This is a genomic window from Stenotrophomonas sp. TWI169 (assembly GCF_039674705.1).
Classification (GTDB): Bacteria; Pseudomonadota; Gammaproteobacteria; order Xanthomonadales; family Xanthomonadaceae; genus Stenotrophomonas; species Stenotrophomonas maltophilia_P.
In genome coordinates this window covers 57,168-75,872 of the sequence record NZ_JBDJOB010000014.1, presented here as the reverse complement: position 1 = coordinate 75,872, position 18,705 = coordinate 57,168, and the positions used below count along the sequence as shown (strand labels likewise).

Sequence of the window (18,705 nt, the reverse complement as noted above, 5' to 3'; positions counted from 1 at the left end):
TGGTGGCGGGCCTGGGAGGCCGATTGCGCTGCTGGGGCAACGCTGTGTTGCGATGCCCGGCGCCGTGCCCGGAAGATGGTCGCTGCCTGCGCGGAACCGCCGGGGGCGCCAAAAAAAACGGGACGGCCTGGGCCGTCCCGTCATGCATCCGCCGAATGGCGCGCGCTTACAGCGCGGCGTCCTTCAGCTTCTTGAGCGGACGAACCTTCAGCTTGGTGGTGGCCGGCTTGGCGGCGAACCACTGCTCTTCCTTGGTGAACGGGTTGATGCCCTTGCGCTTCGGCTTGGCCGGCACATTGACGGTGGTGATCTTCAGCAGGCCCGGCAGGGTGAAGGAGCCAGCGCCCTTCTTGTGCACCGAAGAGGCGACAGCGCCTTCCAGCGAGGCCAGCACAGCGCGCACGTCCTTGGCGACAACGCCGGAGGCTTCAGCGATGTGTGCAACCAGGCCGGACTTGGTCAGCACTTCCTTGATCGGCTTCGGAGCGGCCGGCTTGGCGGCAGCCTTCGTCGCGACTTTCTTCACTGCCTTCTTCGGGGCAGCCTTCTTAGCGGTCTTTGCCATGGTTTCCTGTTCCGTGAACGGTTGGTTGTTTGGTCGGCGCCGAACCCCGTCGGCAAGCGCAATGTAGGGCAACTCTCGGGCGCCGCCAATAGCCCGGAGCGCGGAAAGTGCATGTTTTTTCATATCCAGGCCGATTCAGTACATGGCCGGCGGTAGGGGGCAGGGGCTTCCGGAGGGGCAGGGAAGCGCCGGCCCTTACGCCGGGTGGGAGCTCGAAACCGCTGAAAACAAGGGAAAAACAGCATGGAGCGGAGGTGGCGCGATGGAACCGGAGCACGCGTGCCGGGCACGCTGCAATGCGGCAGAGCGACGCAGGCATAACGTGCGCCATGCGAGGGTGACCGTTCATCACCGCCACACAGGAGCAGCAAATGGGAATCTCGCGACACGCCACCGCGCACTGGGAAGGCGATCTGAAGTCCGGCAAGGGACAGTTGAGCACGCCGCAGAGTGGCCTTCTGGACAAGACCCGCTATGGGTTCAACAGCCGTTTCGGCGAGGAGAAGGGCACCAATCCGGAAGAGCTGATCGCCGCCGCGCATGCCGGCTGTTTCACCATGGCGCTGTCGGCCAAGCTCGGCGAGGCCGGTTTCACTCCGACGTCGCTGGATACCGAGGCGAAGGTGGATCTGTCGATGGAAGGCGGCCCACAGCTTTCGCAGATCCGGCTGAAAGTGAAGGCCGTGGTGCCGGGGATCGATGCGACGCAGTTCCGTGCCATCGCCGACGATGCCAAGCAGAACTGCCCGGTGTCCAAGGCACTGAGCGCGGTGCCCATCAGCCTGGAGGCCGAGCTGGGCTGAGGTCGGTAGCGCCGGGCCATGCCCGGCGTCCCAGGGCAACCACCCATCACCAATCAAGGGTGCCGGCGATCACCGTCTGCACCTGACCGCCGGACCAGACCTCGCCGGCCTCGTCCACGCGCAGGGTCAGGCGTGCGTCATGCCCGACCTCCCGGCCCTGGCTGACGTCGAATGCCTCGCGGCCCCGCGGCAGAGCGCCGCGCAGGTCCAGCCATGCCGCCAGCACGGCGTTGGCGGCGCCGGAGGCGGCATCCTCGAAGCGGCGCCCGTTGCCGACGAACGCGCGCACGGCCAGATCGAAGCCTTCGTTGCCGTCGGCGAATGCATAGGCGAACACGCCCATGCTGTCGGTGGATTCGGCCAGCGCGGCCACCGCGTCCCAGTCCGGGCGCAGCGCGCGCAGGGCCGATTCATCGGCAACCTGGACCACCCACCAGCTACGCCCGCCCTGCATGCGTGCGGGCGGCAACCGACCCAGTGGCCAGCCCTCCAGGGCCGCCTGCAGGCGGGGATCGTCCGCCTGCGCGGTTTCGGCCAGCTGCGCGCGCGGGGTGCGGATGGCAATGCGCTGTTGCGCGCCTTCGCCGCTGACCCGCAGCGGCAGCGCGCCGGCAATCCCGTCCTGCACCAGCAGGCCATCCACCGCCTCCGCCAGGCCCGCCTGCAGCACGGCATGCGCGGTGCCTACGCTGGGGTGGCCGGCAAACGGGACTTCCTTCTGCGGACTGAACATGCGCAGGCGGTAGCTGGTTCCCGCCGTCTGCGGCGGGAACACGAAGGTTGTCTCGGGCAACCGCGTCCAGCGGGCGATGGCCTGCATGGTGTCGTCGTCGAGTCCGTCGGCATCCAGCACCACGGCCAGCGGATTGCCGGCACCGGCGCGCGGGGAGAACACATCCAGTTGCAGGAAACGGCGTGCGGACATCAGTGACAACTCCAGGAAACGATGGGACGGTGGCGCGGGGCCATGCTCCGCGAGCGCGCAGCGCGGCGAGTCGCCGGGCATGGCCCGGCGCTACCGGCAAGGCGGCATAGGGTATCGCGGGGGCTACCAGTGAATCTGCCCATCGATCACCGGCTGCACCTGGCCGCCGATCCACACGGTGCCCTGCGCATCGACCTGGACCTGGACCTCACCATCGCGGCCCACTTCGCGGCCCTGGCTGGCCACGTAGCCGGCGTTCGTGCCCGGCAGCGCGCTGCGTTGCCGCAGCCAGGCGCCAATCAGCGCATTGGCACTGCCGGTCACCGGATCCTCGGGCACGTTCACCGCATCGCCGGGGCAGAAAGCGCGCACCACGAGCGCGTGAGCGGCAGCCTGTTCCAGTGCGAACACGGCCACGCCGGTCGCGCCGGTGGCATTGGTCCAGTCGCGCACGGCGGCCATGTCCGGCGCCAGGGAGCGCACGCTGGCGGCATCACGCAGGGGCAGCAGCCACCATCGCGGACCGTTGTCCCACAACTGGGCCACATGGCCCTCGGCGGCCTGGGCCAGCAGCGCTTCCGGCACCGCCCCGGGAGCGGTATCCAGGTGCCGTGCTGCGGGGCTGGCGAGCTGGATCGTCGGTGCGGCAGCCGGGCCGGACACGCGCACCGGCAACAGCCCGGCGGCGCACTGCTGTACCAGGGCACCGTCGCGCGGCACGGCCAGGCCGCTGGTCACCGCTGCCCAGGCGGCACCGACACTGGGGTGGCCGGCGAACGGCAGCTCGCTGCCCGGGGTGAAAATGCGTACGTGGTAGTCGGCACCGGCCGCGGTGGGGCGGACGAAGAACACTGTCTCGGACAGGTTCAGCCAGGCGGCCAGCGCCTGCATGCGGTCGCTGGAAAGCCCGTCCGCGTCAAATACGACACCCAGTGGGTTGCCCGTGCCGGGACGGGGAGCAAAGACATCGAGCTGCAGGTAACGATAGGCGGTCATGGCGGGGATATTGGGCTTAGAATCGAAGGCTCCGCCCCCAGGGGCGGCTTCCCCACAATACACATAGCCAATCCATGTCAGCTTCCCCCCTTGTCGATCGTTGGATCGTACTGAAGTTCGGCGGCACCTCGGTGTCGCGTCGCCATCGCTGGGACACGATCGGGAAGCTGGCGAAAAAACGCGCGGAAGAAACCGGCTCGCGCGTGCTGGTGGTGGTTTCGGCGCTGTCCGGGGTGACCAACGAGCTGACCGCGATCGCCGACGGTGCGGCGGACAGCCGTGATCGCGTCGCCGCGCTGGTCGAACGCCACGAGGCATTCCTGGTCGAGCTGGGCCTCGGCCGCGAAGTGCTGGCCGAGCGTCTGGCCGCCCTGCAGGGCCTGCTGGACGATCCGCGCGCGGCCACCCGGCCGCTGGACTGGCAGGCCGACGTGCTGGGCCAGGGTGAACTGCTGTCCTCGACCGTGGGCGCTGCATACCTGCGCGCGTCCGGGCTGGACATGGGCTGGATGGATGCCCGGCACTGGCTGGATGCACTGCCGCCGCAGCCGAACCAGAGCGACTGGTCGCAACGCCTGTCGGTGAACTGCCAGTGGCGCTCGGATGCGGACTGGGCGCAGCGCTTCCGTGCGCAGCCGACCCGCCTTCTGATCACCCAGGGCTTCATTTCGCGGCACGCGGACGGTGGCACTGCCATCCTCGGCCGTGGCGGTTCGGACACCTCGGCGGCGTACTTCGGTGCGCTGCTCGGCGCCAGCCGGGTGGAAATCTGGACCGACGTGCCGGGCATGTTCAGCGCCAATCCCAAGGATGTGCCGGACGCGCGCCTGTTGACCCGCCTGGATTACTACGAGGCGCAGGAAATTGCCACCACGGGTGCCAAGGTGCTGCATCCGCGCTCGATCAAGCCGTGCCGCGATGCCGGTGTACCGATGGCGATCCTCGACACCGAGCGCCCCGAGCTTCCAGGTACCAGCATCGACGGCAATGCCGCGCCGGTACCGGGCGTGAAGGCAATCAGTCGTCGCAACGGCATCGTGCTGGTGTCGATGGAAGGCATCGGCATGTGGCAACAGGTCGGCTTCCTGGCCGATGTGTTCGCCCTGTTCAAGAAGCACGGCCTGTCGGTGGACCTGATCGGTTCGGCCGAAACCAATGTCACCGTGTCGCTGGATCCGTCGGAGAACCTGGTCAACACCGATGTGCTGGCCGCGCTGTCGGCCGACCTGTCGCAGGTGTGCAAGGTCAAGGTGATCGTGCCCTGTGCGGCGATCACCCTGGTCGGGCTGGGCATGCGCTCGCTGCTGCACAAGCTGTCGGATGTGTGGGCCACGTTCGGCCGTGAGCGCGTGCACATGATCTCGCAGTCGTCCAACGACCTGAACCTGACCTTCGTCATCGATGAGGCCGATGCCGATGGCCTGCTGCCGATCCTGCATGCGGAACTGATCGACAGCGGCGCCATGCCGGTGGAGGAAACCGAGGTGTTCGGCCCGCGCTGGCGCGAGATCGCCGGCACGGTTCGCCCGCGCGGCACGCCCTGGTGGCGCGGCCAGCGGGCACACCTGCTGCAGCTCGCCGACGCGGGCACCCCGCGCTACGTCTATCACCTACCGACCGTGCGGGCGCGTGCCCGCGCGCTGGCTGCGATCAAGCCGATCGACCAGCGTTACTACGCGATCAAGGCCAACAGCCACCCGGCCATCCTGCAGTTGCTGGAGTCGGAGGGTTTCGGCCTGGAGTGCGTTTCGCATGGCGAGCTGAAGCATGTGTTCCAGCACCTGCCGGAACTTTCGCCCAGGCGTGTGCTGTTCACCCCCAGCTTCTGCCCGCGCAGTGAGTACGAGGCCGCGTTCGCACTGGGCGTGACCGTCACCGTCGACAACGTCGAAGCCCTGCAGCGCTGGCCGGACCTGTTCCGCAACCGCGAGCTGTGGTTGCGCGTGGACCTGGGGCGCGGCGAAGGCCACCACGCCAAGGTCCGCACCGGCGGCAAGGAGTCCAAGTTCGGCCTGCCGATCGCCCGCGTCGATGAGTTCGTCCGTGCCGCCACCGAACTGGGCAGCCGGGTGGTCGGCCTGCACGCCCACCTGGGCAGCGGCGTGGAAACCCCGCAGCATTGGCGCCTGATGTGCGATGAGCTGGCAGGCTTCGCCCGCCGCATCGGCAGCGTGCAGACGATCGACATCGGCGGTGGCCTGCCGATTCCGTACAGCGACGAGGACGAGCCCTTCGATCTGGACGCGTGGGCTGCCGGCCTGGCCGAGGTCAAGGCGTTGCACCCCGCATTCCGCCTGGCCATCGAGCCGGGGCGCTACCTGGTGGCCGAGTCCGGCGTGCTGCTGACCCATGCCACCCAGGTGGTGGAGAAGGACGGCGTGCGCCGCGTCGGCCTGGATGCCGGCATGAATACGCTGATGCGTCCGGCCCTGTACGACGCTTGGCACGACATCGAGAACCTCAGCCGCCAGGGCGGGTACGCCGAGGCGGCATTCGATGTCGTCGGCCCGATCTGCGAGTCCAGCGATGTGTTCGGCAAGCGGCGCAAGCTGCCGGTGTCCACCGCGCCGGACGACGTGATGCTGATTGCTGACGCTGGCGCCTATGGCTACGTGATGTCCAACACCTACAACCAGCGGGCGCTGCCGCGCGAGGATGTGATCGAGTGATCGCCCTGCGCGCGCTGCACCCGCCCACCGACACGCCCCGCGCAACCGCGCGGGTCCGTGCCTGACTGGATACACCATGACTGCTTTCGACAAACACCAGGTCTCCCGTTTCCGCTTCGTCCGCTGCGAATTTGCCGCGGACAGCGGCGTGGCACGGCTGGTCTACGCCTTCGATGATGGCCCCGAGATGGTGGAAACCATCACCGTTCCCGGCGCCCCGTTCGTCCTCGACCCGGCGCGCGCCGCTGCCGTGCAGCGAGCGCTGCAGCTGCTGCACCTGATCGCCGGCGTCAGCTACTACAAGGCCGGCGTGCCGGAGATCGTCAGCATCGACAGCTACGCCATCGATGCCGATACCGCGGCGCTGGTGGAAGCGATCTACCTCAACGGCCTGGGCGAGTTCGCCTACCGCAACGGCCTCAACCTGCGTGGCCGCTTCCGCCTGCCGGTGCAGGGCGAGCCGGTGCAGGCACCGGAGGTGGGCCTGCAGCCGCATGCGCTGGTCGCCATCGGTGGCGGCAAGGATTCGCTGGTCAGCATCGAAGCGCTGCGACGGGCGGGTGTGGACGAGACGGTCACCTGGATCGGCGGTTCGCAGCTGATCCGTGCCTGCGCCGAACGCACCGGCCTGCCGACGCTGAACCTGGGCCGCGCGCTGGCGCCGGAGCTGTTCGAGCTCAACCGCCAAGGGGCGTGGAACGGCCATATCCCGGTGACGGCGGTGAACTCGGCGATCATGGTGCTGGCAGCCCTGCTGCAGGGCGTGGACCAGGTGGTGTTCTCCAACGAACGCTCGGCCAGCTACGGCAGCCAGATTCCGGGCACCGGCGAGGTGAACCACCAGTGGTCCAAGGGCTGGGCGTTCGAGCAGGCCTTCGGCAGCCATGTGCAGGCGCACGTGGCCGCAGACCTGCAGTACTACTCGCTGCTGCGACCGATGTCGGAACTGGCGGTGGCCCGCCAGTTTGCCAAGAGCGACTTCTACGACGCGCATTTCTCCAGCTGCAACCGCAACTTCCATATCCTCGGCGAGCGCCCCGTGAACCGCTGGTGCGGCGTCTGCCCGAAGTGCCATTTCGTGTTTCTGGCGCTGGCGCCGTTCATGCCCAAGACCCGCCTCGTGCGCATCTTCGGTCGCAATCTGCTGGATGATGTCGAGCAGGCCGGTGGCTTCGACGCGCTGCTGGAGTTCCAGGATCACAAGCCGTTCGAGTGCGTGGGCGAAGGTCGTGAATCGCGTGCAGCAATGGCGACCCTGGCGCAGCGACCGGAGTGGAAGGAAGATGCGCTGGTGAAGCGCTTCTGCAACGAGATCCAGCCGCAGCTCGACGCGGCCGAACTGGAGCTGGCGTCGATGCTGCAGCTGCAGGGCGAGCACCGCATTCCGGCTGCGCTGTGGGAACGGGTGCGTGAAGATTTCTCAGCTTGAAGGAAAGCGCGTCGCGCTGTGGGGCTGGGGGCGTGAGGGCCGTGCCGCATTCGCGGTGCTGCGTGCACGCCTGCCGACGTTGCCGCTGAGCCTGTTCTGTCCGGCCGCCGAAGCCGATGCGGCGCGCGCGGAAACGCAGGGGTCACTGGAGGTGCGTGGCGAGCCTTCGGCCGAGGCGCTGGCCGCGTTCGACGTGGTGATCAAGTCACCCGGCATCAGTCCCTACCAGCCGATCGCGGTGGCCGCGGCGGCACGGGGCACGCGTTTCATCGGGGGCACCGCGCTCTGGTTCGCCGAGCATGCCGCTGACGACGGCATCGTCCATGACACCGTATGCGTGACCGGTACCAAGGGCAAAAGCACCACCAGCGCGCTGGTCGCGCACCTGCTGCGTGCGGCCGGTCATCGCACCGGCCTGGTCGGCAACATCGGCCTGCCGCTGCTGGAAGTGCTGGACCCGCAGCCGGCGCCTGAGTATTGGGCGGTGGAACTGTCCAGCTACCAGACCGGCGAAGTGGCGCGCAGTGGCGCGCGACCGCAGGTGGCGGTGGTGCTGAACCTGTTCCCCGAACATCTGGACTGGCATGGCAGCGAACAGCGCTATATCGAGGACAAGCTGCAGCTGGTCACCGATGCCGCTCCGTGCATCGCCGTGCTCAATGCCGCCGATCCGCATCTGGCGGAACTGACGCTGCCGCACAGCCAGGTGGTCTGGTTCAACCAGCCGCAGGGTTGGCACATGCGTGGCGACATCGTGCATCGTGGCGAACAGGCGGTGTTCGATACACGCAATACGCCGCTGCCGGGCCGCCACAACCGCGGCAACCTGTGTGCGGTGCTGGCCGCGCTGGAAGCGCTGGGCCTGGACGCGGCGGCGCTGGCGCCGGCCGTGCAGGATTTCCGTCCGCTGCCCAACCGGCTGCAGCGCATCGGCGTGGCCGATGGGCTGACCTACATCAACGATTCGATCAGCACCACGCCGCACGCCAGTCTGGCGGCGCTGGAGTGCTTCAGCGGCCAGCGCATCGCGCTGCTGGTGGGCGGGCATGACCGCGGCCTGGACTGGACCGATTTCATGCAGCATATGGCGCACGATGTGCCGCCGGTGGAGATCGTGACCATGGGCAGCAACGGCCCGCGCATCCACGCGATGCTGCAGCCGCTGGCCGATGCAGGTCGATTCGGGCTGCATGCGGCCGTCGACCTGCCGGAGGCCATGGCGCTGGCACGCGCTGCGCTGGGCCAGCAGGGCGGGGTGGTGCTGTTGTCGCCGGGCGCACCAAGTTTTGGGGCCTACCGCGATTACGTTGCGCGCGGACGTCACTTCGCCGAGCTGGCCGGATTCGATCCGGACAGCATCAGCGCGATTCCGGGCCTGGGCATCGCCTGAGGGGGGCGGATCCCTTTCCGCAGGAAAGGGTTCTGACCCCGGCGGGATCCCGGCCGGCAACCCACCGGCAAATTCATCCACGCAGGCGTGGATCTACGCTTCCTCGATGAACGCGTAGTCGCCGTCAATCAACTGCTGCAGATACGCATCGAAGCCGGGCGCGATGACCGCATAGCTGTCCGGGTCGTGCAGGTAGCGCACCACCTGGCCGATCGTGCCGCCCGGGGCCGGGTCGAAATCCAGGTACAGCATCGAGGTGCCGCCGTTGTTCATGCAGTGCGAGAAGCACAGGCGGCGGCTCATCGGTACGTCGGCATCGATGGCGTCGCCGAGAATCTCCGGTTCGTCGTCCAGCCATTCTTCGTAGATCGAGCGGATGCTGTCGTCCCAGTGCCGCTGATCCTCGAAGATCTGTGCGACCGAGCGCAGGTAGTAGGGGTATCCGCCGCCTTCCACGTCCGAGCCGAGCATCAGCACGCAGACCTCGCCCTCGGGATACCGACGGAAATGCGTGCCATCCACGCGCGACAGCAGCGCAACCAGACTGTCAGGTACCTGCGGCCACTGCGCACGCAGGCGTTGCAGGTCTCCGGCGCTGGCGCCCTGGACATGCGTCCATTGCGCAGCATCGTCGGCGGGCAGGCGCGGCATCAGGCCGGACAGGAATTGATCGACAAGGTTCATTCGCAAACAGGGGCTGGGCGGAATCAGGGCGTATCCAACCACACCTGCGTCACGCCGCCAATGCAGAATGCGGACGGGAGGGGGACATCAGGCGACCCCTCTGTTTCCTTTTCTCTGGAGCAGGCGCATGAATGCATGGCGTTGCGGTGTGGCGATGGTCCTGGGTCTGGCGGCGCTGCCGGCGTGGGCGGCGATGAAGACCCAGCCGGTGGAGTGGACGCACCAGGGCACGACCTTCAGCGGGGTGCTGGTCTATGACGACGGGGACAGTGACAGGCGCCCCGGACTGGTGATGGTGCCGAACTGGAAGGGTGTGAACGAATCGGCGGTCGAGAAGGCCAAGCAGCTGGCTGGCGATGATTACGTGGTGCTGGTGGCCGATGTCTATGGCAAGGGCGTGCGGCCGAAGACCGATGCCGAGGCAGGGCCGGTCGCCACCGCGTTGCGCAACGACCGGCCGCTGCTGCGGGCGCGTGCGCTGGAGGCGGTGAATGTGCTCAAGGCACAGGCCGGCAAGGTGCCGCTGGATGCCAGCCGCATCGGTGCGGTCGGCTTCTGCTTCGGCGGTACCACCGTTCTGGAGCTGGCCCGCGCGGGCGCGCCGCTGGCCGGCGTGGTCAGCCTGCATGGTGGGCTGGGCTCGCCGCTGCCGGCGCAGGCCGGTGGAGCGCATCCCTCGGTGCTGGTACTCAATGGTGCCGATGACAGGAGCGTGACCGCGGCCGACATCGCCAGCTTCCAGAACGAGATGAATGCCGCCAAGGTCGACTGGGAGTTCACCAACTACAGCGGTGCCGTGCATTGCTTTGCCGAGCGTGATGCCAACAATCCGCCGGGGTGCCAGTACAACGAACGGGCGGCGAAGCGCGCGTGGAAGGCACTGGATGAATTCTTCGAGGAGCGCTTCGAGAAGCGCTGAGGCACCGGGTTCGCCGGGCCATGCCCGGCGAGCGCAGTGGCACCCGGTAGCGCCGGGCCATGCCCGGCGAGCGCGGCGGCATCAGGTAGCGCCGGGCCATGCCCGGCGAGCGCAGCGGCATCAGGTAGCGCCGGGCGATGCCCGGCGAGCGCGGTCAATGCGTCCGCTGCACCGCGTAGCGGGCCAGTCCACGCAGAGCGGCGACGGCATCATTGTCGCCCAGCCCGTCGAGCGCACGCTCGGCGCGCTCTGCGTATTCCTCGGCCCGGCGACGACTGTAGTCCAGGCCGCCGGTGGCGTGGATCGCGGCCAGCACTTCCGGCATTGCCGACGCATCGCCTTCCTGCACGATGGTGCGCAGGCGCTCGCGGGTGGCGTCGTCGGAGTGGGCCATGGCATGGATCAGCGGCAGCGTTGCCTTGCCTTCGGCGAGGTCGTCGCCCAGATTCTTGCCCAGCTCCTCGGCGTTGGCCGAGTAATCCAGCACGTCATCGGCGATCTGGAAGGCGTAGCCCAGATGCATGCCGTAGTCGTACAGCGCCTGCTGGGTGGCTTCGTCCACGCCGCTGGCCAGCGCGCCCAGGCGGGTGCCGGCAGCGAACAGCACGGCGGTCTTGCGCTCGATCACGCGCAGGTAGGCCGCTTCGTCGGTATCCGGGTTATGCACGTGCAGCAGCTGCAGCACTTCGCCTTCGGCGATGCGATTGGTGGTGTCGGCCAGGATCCGCATCACCGGCATGCGGTCCAGCTCGACCATCAGCTGGAAACTGCGCGAGTACAGGAAGTCGCCAACCAGCACGCTCGGTGCGTTGCCCCACAGGGCATTGGCGGTGCTGCGGCCGCGCCGCAGGCTGGATTCGTCCACTACGTCATCGTGCAGCAGGGTGGAGGTGTGGATGAACTCGATGATCGCCGCCAGCTGGTGGTGCTCGGGGCCGGCATGGCCGACCGCATGACCGGCCAGCATCACTAGCATCGGCCGCAGGCGCTTGCCGCCGGCGGAAATGATGTGGTCCGCGATCTGGTTGATCAGCACGACGTCCGAGGACAGCCGGCGCCGGATCAGGGCGTCGACGGCGGCCATGTCGGCCGCAGCAAGCGACTGGATCTGGGGCAGGCCCAGGGCGGGGCGGGTGTCTTCGGTGATGGTCATGCGATCAGGCTTTCAGGCTCGTCGATGATTATAGGCGCTGCCCGTGAATTCGGGCGCAAACCGGCCTGCCGGCCTGATCGCCCCGGCCGTCCGTGACTGCCTGGCGTGAATACGTATGCAGGTGGCGCCATCCCCGGGGAGGCACCGCTAAGCTTGCGGGACTTGGTTTTCGGCCCGCTTCCGGCGGGTCCCGCATGCCCGGAGGGGGGCTGTCGATGTCGCACTATCCATGGTGGCGCGGAGCCGTCATCTACCAGATCTATCCGCGCAGTTTCCTTGACGCCAACGGCGACGGGGTCGGTGACCTGCCAGGGATCATCCAGCGCCTGGACCACATCGCCACGCTGGGTGTGGATGCCATCTGGATCTCGCCGTTCTTCAAGTCGCCGATGGCCGACTTCGGCTATGACATCGCCGATTACCGCGACGTCGACCCGCTGTTCGGCAGCCTGGAGGACTTCGACCGCCTGCTGGCCAAGGCCCACGGCCTGGGGCTGAAGGTGATGATCGACCAGGTCCTCAGCCATACCTCGATCGAGCACGCGTGGTTCCGCGAGAGCCGCCAGGATCGCAGCAATCCGAAGGCCGACTGGTACGTCTGGGCCGACCCGCGCGAGGACGGCACGCCGCCCAACAACTGGCTGTCGCTGTTCGGCGGCTGCGCCTGGCAGTGGGAACCGCGCCGCGAACAGTACTATCTGCACAATTTCCTGGTCGACCAGCCGGACCTGAACTTCCACAACCCGCAGGTGCAGCAGGCCACGCTGGACAACGTGCGGTTCTGGCTGGACCGTGGCGTGGATGGCTTCCGCCTGGATGCGATCAACTTCTGCTTCCATGACGCGCAGCTGCGCGACAACCCGGCCAAGCCCGCTGACAAGCGCGTTGGCCGAGGCTTCAGCCCGGACAACCCGTACGCATACCAGTACCACTACTTCAACAACACGCAGCCGGAGAACCTGCCGTTCCTGGAGCGGCTGCGCGCGCTGCTCGACCAGTACCCCGGTGCGGTCAGCCTGGGCGAGATCTCCTCGGAGGATTCGCTGGCCACCACCGCCGAGTACACCCGCGATGGCCGCCTGCACATGGGTTACAGCTTTGAACTGCTGGTGGACGACTACAGCGCGGCCTACATCCGCGAGACTGTCTCGCGCCTGGAAACCGCGATGAGTGAAGGCTGGCCGTGCTGGGCGGTGTCCAATCACGATGTGGAGCGCGCGGTCACCCGCTGGGGCGGCCATCCGGCCGATCCGCGCCTGGCGCGCATGCTGGTGGCGCTGCTGAGTTGCCTGCGCGGCTCGGTCTGCCTGTACCAGGGCGAGGAACTGGGCCTGGCCGAGGCCGAGGTGCCGTTCGAGGCGCTGCAGGATCCCTACGGCATCACCTTCTGGCCGAACTTCAAGGGCCGCGATGGCTGCCGCACTCCGATGCCGTGGACGGATGCGCCACTGGCCGGTTTCACTACCGGTCAGCCGTGGTTGCCGATTCCGGCCGGGCACCGGGCAGCGGCCGTCGCGGTGCAGGACGCTGACCCGCAGTCGGTGCTGGCGGCCTTCCGGGCATTCCTGGGCTGGCGTCGCCATCAGCCCGTCCTGCAGCATGGCAGCATCCGGTTCCTTGACAGCAGTGAGCCAGTGCTGCTGTTCGAGCGTATGCTTGCAGATGAAACCCTCCTGCTGGCCTTCAACCTGTCGGGCGAGGCGGTGACCCATCCGCTGCCGGCCGGCCGTTGGCAGCAGATGGATGTGCCGGGCCCGGATGCGGGTACGGTGCAGGGTGGCGAACTCCAGCTGCCGCCGCGTGCGGTGTTCTGCGCACGACGCAGCTGATCGATTTCTCCGGTGGCGGTACTTGCGGGGACGGGGCCGAAGCGCCCCGTCCCTTTTTTATGGGCCGTGCCGTGGCTGGCGGACCCCGCCCAAAAGAAAACCCGCTGCTTAGGCGCAGCGGGTTTCCGGTCATGCCTGCGGTCCTCGCCGCCGGGCATGGCCCGGCGTTACCGATGGGGTGGTTGCCGGCCTGGGGCCGGCATTGCCCGGTGAGGGTCAGAACTTGTAGTTCACACCCAGCACGTAGGTGCGGCCCCACTCGATGTATTCCAGCGGGCGATCCTTGGTGCCGGCGTAGGTGCGGTACGGCTCGTTGGTCAGGTTGCTTCCCTGCAGCAGCAGGGTCAGCCCGCGCAGGGCGCTGCTGTCGCTGAAGGTGTAGCTGATCTGCGCATCGGTCACGTTCTCGCCCACCACATAACGCAGGGTGCGATTGCCGTTGAAGTTGCCGATCTCACCGATGAAGTCCGAACGACGGCGCTGGCTCACGCGGGCCTCGAAACCATTGCGCTCGAAGTACGCGGTGAAGTTGTACACACGCTTGGACAGGCCCGGGAGGCTGATGGGATCGGTCCCCACGCTGGAGGCGCTTTCCGGGTCGAGGATCTTGATGTCGCTGTCGTTGAACGTGGCACTGGCCTGCACGCCGAAGCCGCGCAGGCTGTCGGTGAGCATCTCCAGCGGGAACGAACCGGTCAGCTCGAGGCCGCGCAGGGTACCGCCCTCACCGTTCACCGGCGTGGAGAAGGTGCCGGTCGGCAGCACGGGCACCACCATGCCCGGCGGCGGCACGTAGTTGCCGAGCAGCCCGCTGAAGTCGTAGTTGTCCACCGACTGCGTGTAGACGTAGCTCTTCAGGTCCTTGTAGAAGATCGCCGCAGCGACGTAGGCCTTCTCGCCGAAGTACTTCTCATAGGACAGATCCAGCGCGGTGGCGCGCCACGGGTCCAGCCGCGGATTGCCGCCGCTGCCGCCGGGGCGGCCGGTGGAGGTATCCACGCCGAACTCCAGGCCGGCGCGCATCTGGTCCACGCGTGGGCGCGCGACCTGCTTGGCTGCCGCGAAGCGCAGGGTCTGTTCGTGCGGGAACATGAAGGCCAGATTCAGGCTCGGCAGCCAGTCGTTGTACTTGCGGCCGTCGGAGTAGGGCTGCACGTTGCTGCCGGCGGGCTGCGACGCGTCCCAGTAGCGGGAGTCCGAACTCTGATCGGTGCGCTGCATCTGCACGCCGATGTTGCCGCGCACGCCGACCACGCCGATGTCGGTGTTGATGTTCAGGCGCGCCCAGGCGGTGGTGATCTTCTCCTGCACCGTCCACGACTTGGGAATCAGGTAGTCCAGGTTGTCGACCGGATCGAAGGTCATGTAGCGGGCAACCGCCGCCGGCACGTTCCAGGCCGGGATGGTACCGAGGCCGGCAAAGCCCAGGTTCACCGGGTCGTACTGCAGGTCCGCCGCGATGTTGGCATCGCCCTGGGCACCGAGCAGGATGTTGCCCTCGGACTGGGTCTTGACCTTGCGGCGATCGGCATAGTTCACGCCGATGTCCAGGTCCGGTGCCCACGACGCCATCGCTTCGGGCAGGGCGATGGTCGCCGCCAGCTTGCCGCCCTTCAGGCGATCTTCCACCTTCGGCACCTTGCCGTAGCCGGACCCATAGATGGTGTTGGTCAGGAACAGGGCATCGGGATTGGAGTAGTTCAGCCCCGGGCTGATCTGCGAGAAGCCGTTCTGGCGGATCTGCACGCCGACCGTATCCAGCTGCGGCATGGGCGTGAGCTGCAGATTGTTCTCCAGGTTCAGCTCGTCACGCGTGGCCTTGGAGTAGTTCAGGTCGGCGACCAGCCTGACGCTGCCGAAGTTGAATTCGTTGTTCCAGCCGAACGCGTCGATCTTGTCCTTGCGCTTGTTGTACATGCCGCGCACCAGCGGGTACACGCCGCTGGCGGTACCGCCGGTGAAGGTGCCGTCGGCGTTGATCTGCGGATTGCTGATCAGCAGGCCCGGCAGGTAATTGCCGTTGTAGTTGCTGAGGTTCAGTTCGAACTGGTTGGCGGTGTCGATCTGCTCGGCTTCGGTGTGGAACGCATCGAAGGTGCTGCTCCAGCTGTTGTTGGGCCGGAACTGGATCGTGGCCATCACGCCATCGCGCTTGTTGTTGCCGGTACGGCGCAGCGCCTTGATGCCGTCGGAGAAATAGGTGCCTGCAGCAACGCCGGGACGTTTTCCGTCCGTGGTGTACTGGGTGGTCCACGGCTCGTACAGGCCGACCTGGTTTTCCTGGATCGGGTTGTCGCTGTGCGCGTAACCGACGGCGATGCCCAGGGTCTTGTCGAAGAACTGGTCGATGTAGCTGGCGCTGAAGCGGTTGCCGAACTCATCGACGTTGGCCGCATCGCCGAGCGAGCTCTTCTGCAGGCGCCCGCTGACGGCGATCACCCGGTCGGGGAAGCTGAGCGGACGGGCGGTCTGCATGTCGATGGTGCCCGACAGGCCCTGGCCGACCAGTGCCGCATCGGGCGTCTTGTATACCGTCACGCCGTTGACCAGCTCGGATGGATACTGGTCGAACTCGACGCCACGGTTGTCGCCGGTGCTGACGACCTCACGGCCGTTGAGCAGGGTGGTGGCGAAGTCCGGTGACAGGCCGCGCACGCTGATCACCTGTGCACGCCCGGCGACGCGCTGCGCGGCCAGGCCGGGCAGCCGCGAGATGGATTCGGCAATGCTGACGTCGGGCAGCTTGCCGATGTCCTCGGCGGAGATCGCTTCCACCACCGAGGTGGCGTCCTGCTTGATCGCGATCGCGTTCTCGATGCCGCGGCGGATACCGGTGACCTGCACCGTATCCAGGTTGGTGGCGGCGGTGCCGGCCGGCGTGGTGGTGCTCTGCGTGGTCTGTGCCGCCGCCAGTGACGGCGCCAGGACAACGGCCAGCGCGATGCTCAGCGCGCTGCGCTTGTGGTTCAACATTTTCCCCTCCCAGGCAATGTTGTTGTTCATTTCGAGGTCGTTCCGGCAACGCCGTGAACGTGCGACGCGGTGGCCGCTGTCGTCGCCGCTATGGTAGGCAGCGGGTTCTCCGCGGGAATCACCCTGCATACGTATTCAATGACGTTTGCAGGGTTGTAATCGCTTTCAGATCCCCGCCACGGTAGCGCCGGGCCATGCCCGGCGAACATCACGCGGGGGCATCCATCACTCCAATGGCGTGAACCGAATGGCCTGCCCGCCGCCCGGCGCCAGCATCAGGGGCAGTGCATCGGCGCTGGTCACTTCACGCGTCTGCCGCGTGAACGCGAACGGATTGCTGCGGTAGTCCGCACCGTCGCCATCGCGATAGATTTCCGCGCGGTAGCGCACGCCCGGCTCCAGGAAGCCCAGCGACACCGGCAGCACGCGGCCATGCTCGTCGGTGATGCTGCCCAGGAACCAGTCACGGCTGTTGCGGTCGCGGCGCACGATCGTCACGTAGTCGCCCACTTCACCATCGAGCACGCGGCTCTGCTCCCAGTCCACCGCCACGTCTTCGATGAAGCGGAACGCCTCCCGATGCTGCAGGTAGTGTTCGGGCAGATCGGCGGCCATCTGGATCGGGCTGTACAGCACCACGTACAGCGCCAGCTGACGTGCCAGGGTACTGGGGATGGCCTGGCCGTGGCGGCCCTTCAGGCTGAGGATGCCGGGGGTGTAATCCATCGGTCCGGCCAGCATCCGGGTGAACACCAGATTGACTTCGTGTTCGGGCGGGTTCGGCGGCTGGCCCCAGGCGTTGTACTCCATGCCGCGCGCGCCTTCGCGGGAGATCCAGTTGGGATAGGTGCGGCGCAGGCCGGTGTCCTTGATCGGCTCGTGCGGATTCACCGACAGGTGCCGGCGCGCGGCTTCCTGCACGACATGCAGGTGGTGGCGCGCCATGAACTGGCCGTCGTGCCACTCTCGCCACAGCGGGCCACCCGACGGGTTGCGGCGGTCGACCTGGCCGTCGTCGCAGACGTAGCCGGTCTTGAACTGGTCCACGCCCAGCCGCGCATACAGGTCCAGCGCGGCGTCGAGCTGCGCCTCATAGTGTTCGATGGCACAGCCGGTTTCATGGTGGCCGATCAGGTGCACGCCCTTCTTCAGTCCATATGCCGAAAGCGCTTCAATGTCGAAATCGGGCGTGGCGCGAGTGAAGTCGAAGTCGTAGCCATTGCCCACCCACATGCCGTCCCAGCCGGGATTCCAGCCCTCCACCAGGACGCCACGGAAGCCGTGCGCGGCGGCGAAATCGATCACCCTCCTGGTCTTGGCGGTGGTCGCCGCATGCTTCGGTCCGGTCGCCCAGCTTTCGTTGTCCAGGTGCATCGACCACCACACGCCCAGGTACTTGGCCGGCTTCACCCAGCTCACATCGCCCAGTGCATTGGGCTCGTTGAGATTGAGGATCAGGTCGGACTCGACCAGGCCGCCGGCGCGGTCGGCGATCTGCAGCGTGCGCCAGGGCGTGACGAAGGGCAGGGCACGGCGCACCTTCCACCCTTCGGCCGAGGGCGAGAGCTGCGCGCGCAGGCGCTGGCCGTCGGTGCGGCGCAGCCACATGCCGGCGTAGTCCACCAGTGCGGCTTCGTGGATCGCCACGTGCAGGCCATCGCGGCTCCGCAGCGTCATCGGCGTGTGCACCAGCGGCACTTCGCGCAGCGGGGTACGCTGGTACAGGTACTCGTAATGGATCGGTTCGCCAGCCGGAATCCACCAAGCGGTAGAATCCTGTGCGACGGCAAACTCGGTCAGCTCGTCATCGATGATCGCTTCGCGCAGGTTCGGTTGCTCAGGGAACACATAGCGGAAGCCCAGGCCGTCGTTGTAGACGCGGAACACCACATCCAGCCGGCGCTTGCTGCCGGTGGTTTCGGCCAGCTGCACGGTCAGCTCGTTGAAGTGGTTGCGGGTGAGGCGGCGTTCCCCCCACGGCTGTTCCCACGTCTCATCGACGCTGCGTCGTTGCTGCCCGAGCAGGATGAAATCCCGGTCCAGGCGGCCATCGCGCAGTTCGAAGCCAAGCCTGGAATCCTCCACTACGGCTTCACCGAAGCGCTCCACCCGGTAGCGGGCGGTGCCGCCGTCCAGCACCAGGCTGACCTTGAGCACGCCGCCGGGCGATTGGACGCTGGTGATCTGCGGGGCGGCCTGCGCCAGCGCGGCCAGGCCCAGCAGCGCAACGCCCATGATTCGCGCGAACACCGCACGTACAACACTGGATGACATCGGCATTTCCCCTCCCAAGGCGCCGTTGGCAGACCCGGACCATAAGCCAGCCCGGCGGGCGTACTGCCGCGTCGGTGCATGAATACGTATGCAGCT

General features: G+C 67.3%; 13 protein-coding genes. 6 read left to right on the top strand and 7 right to left on the bottom strand.

Annotated features, from left to right (window positions below; translation table 11 throughout):
- Positions 1–166 precede the first annotated feature (166 nt).
- On the bottom strand, positions 167–565 hold the full coding sequence (locus ABE543_RS12185; protein ID WP_053516661.1) for an HU family DNA-binding protein: 399 nt from the start codon (positions 563–565) through the stop codon (positions 167–169).
- Positions 566–936: 371 nt separating this feature from the next.
- Here ABE543_RS12185 and ABE543_RS12180 point away from each other — a divergent pair, with 371 nt between their 5' ends.
- Positions 937–1,368 carry an OsmC family protein gene (locus tag ABE543_RS12180; protein WP_053516662.1) on the top strand — a complete coding sequence of 144 codons (432 nt, stop codon included), beginning with the start codon at positions 937–939 and terminating at the stop codon, positions 1,366–1,368.
- A 46-nt stretch (positions 1,369–1,414) separates the two neighbouring features.
- Here ABE543_RS12180 and ABE543_RS12175 read toward each other — a convergent pair whose 3' ends face one another.
- Both ABE543_RS12175 and ABE543_RS12170 read right to left on the bottom strand, forming a co-directional pair.
- On the bottom strand, positions 1,415–2,293 hold the full coding sequence (locus ABE543_RS12175; protein ID WP_065174556.1) for a PhzF family phenazine biosynthesis protein: 879 nt from the start codon (positions 2,291–2,293) through the stop codon (positions 1,415–1,417).
- A gap of 123 nt (positions 2,294–2,416) precedes the next feature.
- Positions 2,417–3,289: a PhzF family phenazine biosynthesis protein gene (locus ABE543_RS12170; RefSeq protein WP_065182409.1), complete on the bottom strand. Its 873-nt coding sequence runs from the start codon at positions 3,287–3,289 to the stop codon at positions 2,417–2,419.
- Positions 3,290–3,363: 74 nt separating this feature from the next.
- On the opposite strand from ABE543_RS12170, the gene ABE543_RS12165 reads away from it, so the two are divergent.
- The 3 genes from ABE543_RS12165 to murD all read left to right on the top strand — a co-directional run bounded on the left by ABE543_RS12165 (position 3,364) and on the right by murD (position 8,777).
- Entirely contained in the window at positions 3,364–5,958 is a 2,595-nt protein-coding gene (locus tag ABE543_RS12165; RefSeq protein ID WP_053516666.1) for a bifunctional aspartate kinase/diaminopimelate decarboxylase, read from the top strand.
- 76 nt (positions 5,959–6,034) lie between these two features.
- Entirely contained in the window at positions 6,035–7,387 is a 1,353-nt protein-coding gene (gene murL, locus ABE543_RS12160; protein WP_346475728.1) for a UDP-N-acetyl-alpha-D-muramoyl-L-alanyl-L-glutamate epimerase, read from the top strand.
- A complete protein-coding gene (gene murD, locus ABE543_RS12155; protein ID WP_111186012.1) occupies positions 7,368–8,777 on the top strand; it encodes a UDP-N-acetylmuramoyl-L-alanine--D-glutamate ligase in 1,410 nt (469 codons plus the stop codon). Before murL ends, murD begins: the two co-directional genes overlap by 20 nt.
- Before the next feature lie 93 nt (positions 8,778–8,870).
- On the opposite strand, the gene ABE543_RS12150 is transcribed toward murD, so the two are convergent.
- On the bottom strand, positions 8,871–9,461 hold the full coding sequence (locus ABE543_RS12150) for an SMI1/KNR4 family protein (protein WP_346475727.1): 591 nt from the start codon (positions 9,459–9,461) through the stop codon (positions 8,871–8,873).
- Between the two features lie 127 nt (positions 9,462–9,588).
- Here ABE543_RS12150 and ABE543_RS12145 point away from each other — a divergent pair, with 127 nt between their 5' ends.
- On the top strand, positions 9,589–10,380 hold the full coding sequence (locus ABE543_RS12145; protein ID WP_346475726.1) for a dienelactone hydrolase family protein: 792 nt from the start codon (positions 9,589–9,591) through the stop codon (positions 10,378–10,380).
- Between the two features lie 154 nt (positions 10,381–10,534).
- Here ABE543_RS12145 and ABE543_RS12140 read toward each other — a convergent pair whose 3' ends face one another.
- Positions 10,535–11,533: a polyprenyl synthetase family protein gene (locus ABE543_RS12140; RefSeq protein ID WP_065174563.1), complete on the bottom strand. Its 999-nt coding sequence runs from the start codon at positions 11,531–11,533 to the stop codon at positions 10,535–10,537.
- 215 nt (positions 11,534–11,748) lie between these two features.
- Here ABE543_RS12140 and ABE543_RS12135 point away from each other — a divergent pair, with 215 nt between their 5' ends.
- Entirely contained in the window at positions 11,749–13,362 is a 1,614-nt protein-coding gene (locus ABE543_RS12135; RefSeq protein WP_065182403.1) for an alpha-glucosidase family protein, read from the top strand.
- Between the two features lie 216 nt (positions 13,363–13,578).
- Here ABE543_RS12135 and ABE543_RS12130 read toward each other — a convergent pair whose 3' ends face one another.
- Together ABE543_RS12130 and ABE543_RS12125 are read right to left on the bottom strand one after the other, a co-directional pair.
- Positions 13,579–16,335, bottom strand: a complete 2,757-nt coding sequence (locus ABE543_RS12130; RefSeq protein WP_346475725.1) for a TonB-dependent receptor — start codon at positions 16,333–16,335, stop codon at positions 13,579–13,581.
- Positions 16,336–16,560: 225 nt separating this feature from the next.
- Positions 16,561–18,615, bottom strand: a complete 2,055-nt coding sequence (locus ABE543_RS12125; RefSeq protein WP_346475724.1) for a glycoside hydrolase family 97 protein — start codon at positions 18,613–18,615, stop codon at positions 16,561–16,563.
- Between the last annotated feature and the right edge of the window lie 90 nt (positions 18,616–18,705).